Annotated in this window: 12 protein-coding genes; 8 read left to right on the top strand and 4 right to left on the bottom strand. The window is 67.7% G+C overall.

Translation table 11 applies throughout. The features are described from left to right. The first annotated feature begins 305 nt into the window (after positions 1-305). From QPR87_RS21860 to QPR87_RS21830, 7 genes are all read left to right on the top strand, one after another. Positions 306-866, top strand: coding sequence for a TetR/AcrR family transcriptional regulator (locus QPR87_RS21860; protein ID WP_244295277.1), 561 nt, complete (start codon positions 306-308; stop codon positions 864-866). 3 nt (positions 867-869) lie between these two features. After that, a complete protein-coding gene (locus tag QPR87_RS21855; RefSeq protein ID WP_072464028.1) occupies positions 870-2,015 on the top strand; it encodes an efflux RND transporter periplasmic adaptor subunit in 1,146 nt (381 codons plus the stop codon). Continuing rightward, positions 2,012-3,145, top strand: coding sequence for an ABC transporter permease (locus tag QPR87_RS21850; protein WP_285051345.1), 1,134 nt, complete (start codon positions 2,012-2,014; stop codon positions 3,143-3,145). The genes QPR87_RS21855 and QPR87_RS21850 overlap by 4 nt, the downstream gene beginning before the upstream one ends. Before the next feature lie 5 nt (positions 3,146-3,150). Continuing rightward, the gene (locus QPR87_RS21845; RefSeq protein WP_036760158.1) at positions 3,151-3,843 is read left to right on the top strand and encodes an ABC transporter ATP-binding protein; all 693 of its coding nucleotides are present in this window, start codon (positions 3,151-3,153) and stop codon (positions 3,841-3,843) included. Positions 3,844-3,974: 131 nt separating this feature from the next. Then, positions 3,975-4,457, top strand: a complete 483-nt coding sequence (locus QPR87_RS21840) for a cytochrome b (protein WP_036760157.1) — start codon at positions 3,975-3,977, stop codon at positions 4,455-4,457. 96 nt (positions 4,458-4,553) lie between these two features. Next, positions 4,554-4,934, top strand: a complete 381-nt coding sequence (locus QPR87_RS21835; protein ID WP_149766318.1) for a hypothetical protein — start codon at positions 4,554-4,556, stop codon at positions 4,932-4,934. A gap of 61 nt (positions 4,935-4,995) precedes the next feature. Continuing rightward, on the top strand, positions 4,996-6,936 hold the full coding sequence (locus QPR87_RS21830) for a heavy metal translocating P-type ATPase (RefSeq protein ID WP_285051344.1): 1,941 nt from the start codon (positions 4,996-4,998) through the stop codon (positions 6,934-6,936). 15 nt (positions 6,937-6,951) lie between these two features. Here QPR87_RS21830 and QPR87_RS21825 read toward each other — a convergent pair whose 3' ends face one another. The 3 genes from QPR87_RS21825 to QPR87_RS21815 all read right to left on the bottom strand — a co-directional run bounded on the left by QPR87_RS21825 (position 6,952) and on the right by QPR87_RS21815 (position 9,874). Then, positions 6,952-7,602 carry a DUF924 family protein gene (locus QPR87_RS21825; protein WP_208999482.1) on the bottom strand — a complete coding sequence of 217 codons (651 nt, stop codon included), beginning with the start codon at positions 7,600-7,602 and terminating at the stop codon, positions 6,952-6,954. Between the two features lie 68 nt (positions 7,603-7,670). After that, complete coding sequence (locus tag QPR87_RS21820; RefSeq protein ID WP_285051343.1) at positions 7,671-9,590, bottom strand: heavy metal translocating P-type ATPase; 1,920 nt, start codon at positions 9,588-9,590, stop codon at positions 7,671-7,673. Between the two features lie 65 nt (positions 9,591-9,655). Beyond that, entirely contained in the window at positions 9,656-9,874 is a 219-nt protein-coding gene (locus tag QPR87_RS21815) for a heavy-metal-associated domain-containing protein (RefSeq protein WP_205293973.1), read from the bottom strand. Positions 9,875-9,982: 108 nt separating this feature from the next. On the opposite strand from QPR87_RS21815, the gene QPR87_RS21810 reads away from it, so the two are divergent. After that, positions 9,983-10,888 carry a LysR family transcriptional regulator gene (locus tag QPR87_RS21810; RefSeq protein WP_285051342.1) on the top strand — a complete coding sequence of 302 codons (906 nt, stop codon included), beginning with the start codon at positions 9,983-9,985 and terminating at the stop codon, positions 10,886-10,888. Between the two features lie 33 nt (positions 10,889-10,921). On the opposite strand, the gene QPR87_RS21805 is transcribed toward QPR87_RS21810, so the two are convergent. Continuing rightward, a complete protein-coding gene (locus QPR87_RS21805; RefSeq protein WP_258551833.1) occupies positions 10,922-11,440 on the bottom strand; it encodes a hypothetical protein in 519 nt (172 codons plus the stop codon). Between the last annotated feature and the right edge of the window lie 28 nt (positions 11,441-11,468).

Raw genomic sequence — 11,468 nt, 5'->3', positions numbered from 1 at the left:
TCCACATCCGCGTCGCCCTGATGAACCGCTTCAACGCCCTCGGCACCGCCGAGATCGAACGCGTGGCCTGACCTCAGCTGGGGAAAGGGCCATCATGTCCTGAAGCCGACTTCTGCAACAATGCCGAGATAGGCCGGCCTCCCTCTTGCCCACCTAGTTCCCGGTGTCGCGGCAATCAATGCATGCAGAAAATGATGCCCAGTGATTGACGCATCGCATGAGGCTGCCTAAATATGTTTGTGACTACTCACTAACTAACGGGGTGCCCCGTGCGAAAGTCAGCGGAGCTTCGCAAGGCCGAGATCGTGGCCACCGTGCTCGACCTGGCCGACCGGATCGGGCCGGACCGGGTGACGACGGGGGCGGTCGCGTCGCAGATCGGCGTCACGCAGGCCGCGCTGTTCCGGCACTTCCCGACCAAGGCGGCACTCTGGCAGGCCGTTGCCGAGCATGTGGCCGAGGGGCTGGCAACGGCGTGGGAGGATGCATTGCGCCTCGGAGACACCCCGATCGTCAGGTTGCGTGCACTGATTTCCGCACAGTTCGCGCAGATCGCTGCTACCCCTGCCCTTCCCATGCTGCTGTTTTCGCGCGAACTGAACGTCACCAACGCAAAGCTGCGCGCCACCTTTCACGGCAGGCTCACGACCTTCCACGGCCTTCTGGCGATGGAGGTCGGGGCCGGCCAGAACACCGGCGCGTTGCGCGGCGACATCGCCGCAAACGATGCGGCGGCGCTACTGACGTCGCTCGTGCAGGGCGTGGCGATCCGCTGGGCGCTCGGCGCCCGCGATTTCGACTTGCGAGCCGAGGGGCTGCGCCTGTTCGACGCACAGTGCCGGCTTTTGGCTGCGGAAGGAGAATAGACGATGCGGCGCATTTGGCTGTCGGGTCTTCTTCTGGCGGCGGCTGTCGCTGCCGGCTTTCTGTTCTTCACCGAACGCCCGCTGACGGTGGTGGTCGTTCAGCCCGAACATGATGTGGACCTTCGCATCTACGGGCTCGGCACCGTCGAGGCGCGGATACTCAGCCGTGTCGGCTTCGAGGTGGGCGCTGCCTTGACCTCGCTGGCCGCCGATGCCGGGGACAGCGTGGCCAAGGGGCAGGAACTGGCCGTCCTTCACTCCGCCGAGCAGGAAGCGCGCGTTGCCCGCGCGGACGCAGCGGTGACGGCCAATGAGGCCAATCTTGCCAAGGCCACCGCAGCCGTGGTGCGCGCCCGTGCCGTTCTGGCCGAGCGCGAAGCGGCGAACCGCCGTCAGCAAGGGTTGGTACAGCGTGATATCGCGTCGGTCCAACGCGCCGAGGAAGCGCAACGCGACGAGGATGTGGCCCGCGCCGATCTGGCCGTGGCCGAGGCTGATGTGGCAGTGATCCGGGCACAGAGCCTTGACGCGGCTGCCGCACTGCGGCAGGAGGAAGCCGTTCTCACCCATCACCGGCTGCTTGCGCCCTATGACGCACTGATCGTCGCGCGCCATGCCGAGCCGGGCACAGTGGTGAAGGCCGGCGATGCGATCTTCACCCTGATCGACCCGGCCACCATCTGGATCCAGGCGTACGTCGACGAAGAACGTGCCGGCCAGCTTGTCCGGGGCCAGCCGGGCACGATCCGGCTGCGATCGCAGCCTTCGGCCGAATTCCATGGCACCATCGCCCGCATCGGCATCGAAAGCGACCGGGTGAACGAAGAACGCCGCGTCTGGCTGACCTGCGCCGACTGCCCCGCCGAGATGTTTCTTGGCGAACAGGCCGAAGTGCGCATCCTGACCGGCACACGAACGACCGCGCTGATGGTGCCCGAGGTCGCGATCACCGGCTTCGACGGCCATCGCGGCACGGTCTGGACGGTGCGAGACGGCCGTCTCGCGCGGGTGGAGTTGACCCTCGGCGTCCGCGATGATCGCGGTCGCGTCGAGGTCACGGGCGGACTGCCCGAGGGAGCCGCCATCGTCGCCCATCCGCCCAAGGGCGCGGCCGAGGGTCGGCGCGCCCGCGGCAGTGAGGCGCCATGAACCTCGCGCTCAAGGACATCCGCCATGGCCTGTTCCGGTTCGTGCTGACCTGTTTCGGGTTGGGGCTGCTGATGACGGTCGTGCTGGCGATGATCGGTATCTATAACGGCCTCGTCTCGGACGCGCTGGCGGTGGTAAAGGCACCGGCCGCAGATGTCTGGGTGGTGGAGGCCGGTACCAAGGGACCGTTCGCGGAAGCCTCCAGCATCCCCGCCGACACGCGCGGCGCGGTGGCGCGGATGCCCGGCGTGGCCGAGGCCGGCGCGGTCAACTATCAGAACCTCGAGGCGCCTCATGCTGGGCGCACGCTGCGACTCTATGTCGTCGGCTACGAGTCGGGGCGTCCCGGCGGGCCGCAGGCGATCGCCGAGGGGCGCGGCATCGGCGCCGGTCATTTCGAACTGGTGGCCGACCGCAAGACCGGCCTGCTGCCCGGCGAGACGATCCGGCTCGGGCGCAACCGCTTTACCGTGGTCGGCCTGGTCGAAGGGGCGATGAACTCGGGCGGGGATCCGGCGGTCTATGTGACGCTGGCCGACGCGATGGCGCTGCAGACCGAGCTCGACCCGGCCGCTCAGCGGGTGCAGGCCGCGCGCGGGGCTGTCTCCGTCAAGTCCGCATCGGTCGCCGCCATAATTGCCCGCATGTCGCCGGGCGCCGATGTCGATCTGCTGACCGCGACCGTGCGCCAATGGAAGCACCTCGCCGCCATGACTCAGGCCGAACAGGAGGAACTGCTGCTGGCCTCGGTCGTCGACAAGGCGCGCCGCCAGATCGGGCTGTTCCTCGGCATCCTGCTGTCCGTCAGCGCCGTGGTGATCGCGCTGATCATCTACACGATGACCATGGAGAAGCTGAAGCAGATCGCCACGCTGAAGCTGATCGGCGCGCCCGACCGCACCATCATCGCGCTGATCGTGCAGCAGGCGCTGATCCTCGGCGCCTCGGGCTGGGGGATCGGCCTGATGCTGATCCTTGCGGTGAAGGACTATTTTCCCCGTCGCGTGGTGCTGGAGCCGTTCAACGTCATGGTCCTTGCCGGCATCATCGCCGCCGTCTGCCTTCTATCCTCGGCGCTCGGCGTGCGGGCGGCGATGAAGGTCGACCCGGCCACAGCGCTCGGGAGCTGACCGACATGGCGCTCGGCGACATCCTCATCGAGGTCTCGAACGTGGCCAAGCATTTCGGCGAGGGCGAAACCCGCGTCGATGCCCTGCGCGCGGTCGATCTGACCGTGCGGGCCGGCGAGGTGATCGCGCTGCTCGGTCCGTCCGGTTCGGGCAAGACGACGCTGCTCAACATCATTGGCTGCATCCTCGCCCCATCGGCGGGACGGGTGGTGCTGGACGGCGAGCCGGTCTTCGACGGCAAATGGCTACGGCGCGACCTGAGGCGTCTCAGGCTCGACAAGATCGGCTTCATCTTCCAGAGTCACAACCTGCTGCCCTTCCTGACGGCGCAGGAGAATGTCGCGGTCGTGCTCGATCTTACCGGTCTGCCCGCCGAGGAAGGCCGGACGCGGGCGCGTGAACTGCTGGACTATCTGGAGGTCGGCCATCGCGCGATGGTCAAGCCGGCGCTGCTGTCGGGTGGCGAAGCGCAGCGCGTGGCGATTGCCCGCGCGCTGGCCAACCGCCCCCGCATCATCCTTGCCGACGAACCCACTGCCGCGCTCGACGGCGCGCGCGCCGGGCTGGTGATGGACCTCATGCGCAAGCTCGCGGCCGAGCAGGAAGCCTGCATCGTGACCGTCACCCATGACGAGAAGATCTTCGACCGCTTCGACCGCCTGATCCACCTGCGCGACGGCCATCTGGTTAGCGCGTGATGGTCAGGAGTCAGGAGGCAGACATGACCCAAGCCCTCACACGCCGATCCTCGCCACCGTCATGCCTGCGGCGGATCGGATGTCGCACGACAGTGGCCGATACCACGCGACCTTGAAAAGGTGTAACCAAGATGCAACCGACATCCTATTCCAGAGCCCAGATCATCCTGCACTGGACGATTGCGGCCCTCGTCTTTTTCCAGATCCTCATGCATGACGGCATCGTCAAGGTATGGGACGGGCGGATGGACGGCATGCTGCCGAACCAGCCGACGATCAATCCTCATGCCGTTGCCGGCGCGCTGATCCTCGTTCTCGTTCTGTGGCGGCTGGTGCTGCGCCGCCGGCGCGGCGTTCCGGGCCTGCCGGAAGGCGAGCACCCGGCCCTGAAAGTTCTGGCCACGGGCATGCATGCGGCTCTCAACCTCCTGCTGATCCTGATGGCGCTTTCCGGCATGGCGGCGTGGATTTCCGGCGTCGAGGCGATCGGCGAAGCCCATTCCATCGCGCGGCTGGCGCTGGTTCCGCTGGTCCTCCTGCATATCCTCGCCGCACTTTACCATCATTTCTGGCTCAAGACCGATGTGCTGCGGCGCATGTTTGGCCGGGCCTGAGGCGGGGTCCGTTCCGCGCGCCGCAACCCGCAACCCATGGCAGGCCGGGCCACGCCCGCCCGGCCGCTCCCCAAACCCCGAACTCCGGAGGCAGACATGACGAGAAGACCGCGCAGCCAGACCGTTGCCGCCGCCGTCGCGGTGATCTTCGGCCTGCTGACCATCGTTTCGGGCGGCAGGGCGCTGTTCGGCGGCGTCGATATGGGCGCAGTGGTGCCATTCGTGCTGTGGTTCAACTTCGTCGCGGGATTTGCCTATGTCCTGGCCGGGATCGGCCTGTTGCGCGGCGCAGGGTGGGCGCCGCTGCTGTCGCTGGCCATCGCCACGGCCACGGTGGCCGTCTTCGCCGCCTTCCTGTGGCATGTCGGTGCCGGCGGCGCATGGGAGGCACGCACCATGGGCGCGATGATCCTGCGCAGCGCCATCTGGATAGCCGTCGCGGCCTTTGCATTTCGGTGCCATAAGCCATCCGATTGATCCACTCACCCAGCCAGCGATGGCGGCTGCCAGCCGCGACCTCGCCAGCCAGGAACCTGACATGAAGCGATTTCCAACTATTGACCTGTCACTGACCCTTTCGCTCGTTACCGTGCTCGGCATGGCAATGGCGGCGGCCGGCAGGTGGCTACCAAGCGGAGCTTTCGACGCTCTGGAGCTGCCGGGACTGGTGCTGGTCTATCTGGCTGGCGGCCTGCCGACCGGCTGGCGCGCGCTGTCGGAGCTGTGGCGCGCGCGCGTGCTTGACATCGACCTGTTGATGATCGTCGCGGCAATCGCCGCCGCAATCGTCGGCGCCCCGTTCGAGGGTGCGGTACTGCTGACGCTGTTCAGCATCTCGACCACGCTGGAGGAACGCGCGCTTGGCCGCGCCCGCCGCGCCATCGAGGCGCTGATGGCGCTGCGCCCCGAGACCGCTTTGCGCAAGACCGCGGGCGGCGCTGTCGAGGAAGTTCCCGCCGGGGTGCTGGCCGTTGGCGAAGTGGTGGTGCTGCGCCCCGGCGCCCGGGTGCCCAGTGATGGCGTGGTCACCGCCGGGCGGGGCGGCATCGACGAGGCCAATATCACCGGCGAATCCATGCCGGTGTCGAAAGAGGCCGGTGCGCAGGTGTTCGAGGCCACAATCAATCTGGACGGCGTGCTGGAGGTCGAGGTTACGCGCAGCGTCAGCGACAGCACCATCGCCCGCATGATCCGGCTGGTAACCGAGGCACAGGCCGCCCGCGCGCCCTCCGAACGGTTCAGCGAATGGTTCGGGCAACGCTACACGGTCGCGGTGCTGGCGGGTGCGGTGATCGCCTTTGCCACGTTCTGGTGGCTGGGCGGCGACTGGGAACTGGCGCTTTACCGCGCCGCCACGCTGCTGGTCGCCGCCAGCCCCTGCGCCATCGTCATTTCCGTCCCCGCCGCGATCCTGTCGGCCCTTTCGGCGGCGGCGCGGGGCGGTGTTCTGTTCAAGGGCGGCGGCGCGCTGGAGACGCTGGCCGAGGTCGATATCTTCGCCTTCGACAAGACCGGCACCCTGACCACCGGCCGCGCCGAGGTGACGGAAATCGTCGCGCTGGATGGCGACGAGGCCGGGTTCCTGTCGCTGCTGGCGGGGCTGGAGGCGCATTCCGAGCACCATATCGCCGCCGCGATCCGCCGTGAGGTCGCCAGCCGCGGGCTTGATCCGGCGCAGGTGGCCGATGTGAACGCCCGGCCAGGCATCGGCATCGAAGGGTCCGATGCACTTGGCCCGATTTGGGCGGGCAATGCCTATCTTGCCGAGGACATGAAGGCCGCAACGGATCACCCCGCGTTGCAGCCGCTGGCGGATGGCACCAATACGGTCGTCTATCTGGGTCGCGGCGCCACCGTGCTGGGCGCCGTCAGCGTGGCGGATGAGGCACGGGCCAGTTCCGCCGGGGCGATCGCGGCCCTGCACGACAGTGGTGTCCGCCGCATCGTCATGATGACCGGGGATCGCAGGCCGGTGGCGCTGCGCATCGGCGCTAGCCTTGGGCTGGAACCGGACGAGATCCATGCCGGGATGCTGCCGCAGGACAAGGTGCGTGAAGTCGGCGAACTGGCCGCAACCGGCCGCATCGCCTTTGTCGGCGATGGCGTGAACGACGCCGCGGCGCTGGCCCGCGCCGATGTCGGCATCGCCATGGGCGCGGCCGGGTCCGAGGTGGCGCTTCAGGCCGCCGATGTGGCGCTGCTGTCCGAGGATATGGAGCGGCTTGCGGACGCGCACCGCCTGTCGCGCCGAACGTCAAGGGTGATCCGGCAGAACCTGACCTTCGCCATCGGCGCCATGGTGGTTCTGGTCATCGGCGGGCTGTTCTTCGATCTGCCGTTGCCGCTGGTGGTGATTGGTCATGAAGGCGGCACCGTGCTGGTGGTGCTGAACGGGCTGCGGTTGCTGTCGGACCCGATCCGCCGGCTGAAGGCGTCTGTTGCCGGACAGGCGCTGACGGGTGTCGCGCAGCCCACCTGACCCGTGGGGATGCGCTCACCCCCGAAAGGCGCGCAGATGCGGAAACGCGCCCTTTTCCAGATATGCTTCCTCCTCGGGCGTCGATCTGCGACCAAGGATGGCGTTGCGGTGCGGGTGGCGGCCAAAGCTGGCGATGATGCGGCGCACCTGCCCCGCTTGATCGACGAGCGAGGCATAGAGCGGCCGCAACGGCGTCGGCGCACGGGCGGCAATGTCACGGCGCAGGGCGGTCAGCCGATCAATGCGGGCCAGATGGTCCGACCCCTCTGCATGGCCCAGGGGCTGGGTGAAAGCGATCTGGAACCACGGCAGGCCAAGTGCCGCCCAGTCTCCTTTTTCCAACCCTTCCAGCGCCTGCGCCAGGGCCGCCGGGTCTTGCGCCCAGGCCCGCTTGCTGCCCCGCCACAGCGAGCGCGGGAACTGGTCCAGCACCACGATCAGCGCCAGCCGGCCCCTGGGCGTCCCGGCCCAATGATCCAGCGCCCTCGCCGCGCCGCGTTCGGTCAGCGGGCCAAAGCGCGCCGCAATCGCACCGTCCGCGCCGCCATGCATCCGCCAGCGCCACAGCTCGGCATGGCGGTCAGGGTCGATATCCAGCGCGCGGCCCTCGGGGAACCAGAAATCCAGAACCTCGCCGATCTGTCTGGCATCATTGCTATCGGTCATGTCATCCCCCATGAAAACGCCCCCGCGCCATGGACACGGGAGCGGAATTGTCGATGAGGCACAAGCGCCTAGGCGGTCGCGGGCACCGCTGCCTGCGCAGGCCGGCGTCCGCCGGGACCGCGCGGGACGCGCAGCAGGCGCATGGCGTTGGCGATCACCACCAGCACCGAAAGCTGGTGGATCAGCATGCCCTCGGCCATATGCACATCGCCGCTGAACACGCCAAACAGCAGCCCGGCCACGGTCAGCAGCGCAATGACGAGGTTCTGGCGCATATTGCTCAGCGTCGCGCGGGAAATCGCCATCGCCTCGGGCAGTTTCTCCAGATCGTCGGCCATCAGCGCAATGTCGGCGGTCTCGATCGCCACGTCCGAGCCCGCGACCCCCATGGCGATCGAGGTATCAGCGGCAGCCAGCGCTGGGGCGTCGTTAATGCCGTCGCCGATCATGGCGACATGGCGGCCCTCGGCCTGAAAGCGGCGGATCAGGTCAAGCTTGTCCTCGGGCAGCAGCCCGGCATGAACCTCGTCGATGCCGATTTCCGCAGCGATGGCGTGGGCGGCCTGCGGCTGGTCGCCGGTCAGCATGGCGATGCGCCCGACCCCGATGTCGCGCAGCCGGGCAATTGCGCCCTTGGCCGAGGGGCGGGGCTGGTCGGACAGGCCAAAGATGCCCGCGATGCGCCCGTCCAGCGCCACGATGATCGGCGTGCGCCCGCGCCCCAAAACCCCGGACAGCGCGGTCTCGGCCTCGGGGTCGAACGCGATGCCCAGCCTGTCGAACAGCCGCCGGTTGCCGGCCGCGACCTGCCGGCCCGCGTGGTTCACCACAAGGCCCATGCCGGCCACTTCCTCGACCGCTTCCGGCGCGGGAATGTCACCCTCGGCACGACCAGCGGCCACGACGGGCCGACCCAAGGGGTGATCCGAGCCGGATTCGGCGATGGCGGTCCAGTGCAGCAACTCGGCGCGGTCCATACCCGCCAGCGGCAGCACCTCGACCAGACTCGGGCGGCCCTCGGTGAGCGTCCCGGTCTTGTCCAGCGCCAGCATGTCGATGCGGCCCGCGCTTTCCAGATGCTGCCCGCCCTTGATCAGGATCCCCGACCGCGCCGCCCGCCCGATACCGGCGACGATGGAGACCGGCGTCGAGATCACCAGCGCGCCGGGGCAGGCCACGACCAGCAGCGTCAGCGCGAGGCGAATGTCCTGCGTCACCGCCCAGGCACCCAGCGCCAGCACCATGATGCCGGGCGTATACCATTGCGCGAAACGCTCGATCATGCGCTGGCTGGGGGCGCGTTCCTCCTGCGCCTCTTCGACGCGGCGGATGATCCGGGCCAGCGTGGTATCGGCGCCGATGCCGGTGGCGCGGATGCGCAGCACGCCATTTTCCGCGATGGTGCCGGCATGGACGTGGGAGCCGGGGGCTTTCTCGGCCGGGATCGGCTCGCCGGTGATGGCGGCCTCGGACACGGCGGCGTTGCCAAAGATCACCTCGCCATCGACGGGGATGCGGTTTCCGGCGCGCACCAGCACGACCTCATTCGGCTGGACAGCACTGGCGGCGATCTCGACCGGCTGGCCGTCGCGGATCACGGTGGCGATCTCGGGCGCGGCCTTCAGCAGATCGGCCAGCGCGCCACGGGTCTGGCGGAGCGTCCGCGCCTCAAGCCAGGCGCCGAAGCTGAACAAAAAGGTAACGGCGGCGGATTCCCAGTATTCGCCGATGAACAGCGCGCCGATGGCGGCGACAGTCACCAGCAACTCGATCGAGAAATGGCGGATGCGCAGCGCTTGCACCGCCCGCCAGGCAATGTCGGAGCCGGCGACAAAGGCCGCCGCCAGCATGGATGCCGCCCAAAGCCCGCGCAGGCCGAACCCGTAAAGGGCGATCAGGCCCAGCACGATCAGGCTGCCGCTGATGATGGTCAGCCACTTCCTGCGGCTGGCCGGCTGGTGAAGAATTGTCAGGATGGGGGTCAACATGCGGGGCCTCATGATGTGAAGGCCCGGCCGCGCGGGCAGGCACGGCCGGGCTGGAAAGGGTTGCGTCAGAATGCGGCGGGGCGGGCCTCGTAGCCGGTGGATTTTACCACCGAGACAAGCGCCTCAACCGGGGCGGATGCGGGGTCATGTTCGACCTCGATGCGGCCGGTGTTGAAATGCACCTTGGCGCTGGTCACGCCCTGGGTTGCCGCCAGCGCCTTTTCGATCTTGGTGACGCAGGAAGGGCAGGAAAATTCGTCGCTGCGCAGGATGGTCTTGGTCATGGCTGGTTCCTTTCATGTCGACGCCCGGTGGGGCGGTCATTGCTTGTGAACTCAAGATATGCTGTCCTTTCAGGATCAGGATTGGCAATTCAGGCAAGGGATCATTGCATGAATGCACAGGCGCAGGATTGGGACGATCTGCGGTTGTTTCTGGCCGTGGCGCGGGCGGGGTCGCTTTCGGGGGCGGCGCGCAGCCTTGGCGTCACCCATTCCACCGTCTTTCGCCGCATCGGCGCGTTCGAGGCGCGGTTGGGGGTGCGGCTGTTCGACCGGCTGCCCGGCGGCTATGCGCTGACCCAGGCGGGCGAGGAGATGCGCGATTCCGTCATCCGCATCGAGGAAGAAATCACCGCGCTGGCGCTGAAGGTGACCGGACAGGACCAGCGGCCCACTGGGACGATCCGCATCACCACGACCGACCTGCTGGCGGTGGGTGTGCTACCCCGCCATGTCGCCGCCTTCCGCGCCGAATGGCCCGAGATCGAGATCGAGGTGGTGGTGGCGGATACGGTGCTGGACCTGACCCGGCGCGAGGCGGATGTGGCCCTGCGCATCGGCAATCCGGGACAGGAGACACTGATCGGGCGGCGGGTCGGGCGGTTGGCCTTTGCCGCCTATGCCGCGGCGGACCGGCCGCTGGGCGATCCTGCCGAGGGTGACTGGATCGGCTATGGCTCTGCGCATGGCCCGCTCAGCCGCAATCTGGCCCGCTGGTGGCCGGGTGCGCGACAGGTTTACCGGACAAACTCTATCATCGCCGCCCATGCCGGCGCGAAGGCGGGGATCGGACTTGCCGCCTTGCCTTGCGTGATCGCTGATTGCGACCCCAGCCTGATCCGCGCCGCCGCGCTGCCCGAGGACTTCATGCTGGACCTGTGGTTGCTGATTCACGAGGATCTGCGCCAGACCGCCCGCATCCGCCTGTTTCTGGACTTCATGGCAACGGCCCTGACGGCCGATGCCGACCTGCTGGAGGGGCGCTGCCCGTGCAAGACAAGGCCGGCGCAGGCGTGACGCCCGCGCCGGCCCATGCCTGCGCCCATGGCGTCAGTCGATCATCTGCCAGCCCGGATGCTCGAAATGCTCGCCATAGGCGTTCAACGCCTGAACGATCGTCACCGCGCCAGTCTCGACCTCGCCGGCCTCCAATGCCGAGATGCCGGTCATCACCTCACCAAGGACGATATGGAACTGCTCGTCTACCTCGGGTTCCAGCACACAGTTCTCGACCATGAAATCAACCTGCTTCTGGACATCGGCAGCGACCCCATTCGCGGCATCGGCAGGCAGGGTGCCGTTGTGGATCGCGTCCAGGTTCGCGGCCATGGTTCCGTGAATCGCGGTCATGCCGGTGATCATGTTCTGATCGCCCTGCCATTTGGCGCCATCGTTCAGCGTGATCTCGATAGCCCCCGCGCCATGGCTGTCATGATCATGGGATTGCGCGGCGGCAATGCCAGCTGACCCCAGCGCGAGGGCGAGAGCGACAGCGACGGTGGTGAAAGATTTTACAGTCCGCATAGTGATCTCCTGTATCTGCCAAGTGGTTCTGGCCGCGGCGGGCATCGACAGACGCCGCCGGGCTTGGGATAGA

It is taken from the genome of Paracoccus sp. SSJ, assembly GCF_030234105.1.
GTDB lineage: Bacteria > Pseudomonadota > Alphaproteobacteria > Rhodobacterales > Rhodobacteraceae > Paracoccus > Paracoccus denitrificans.
The sequence above is the reverse complement of the archived record's forward strand: the minus strand, read 5'-3'. Positions and strand labels throughout refer to the sequence as shown.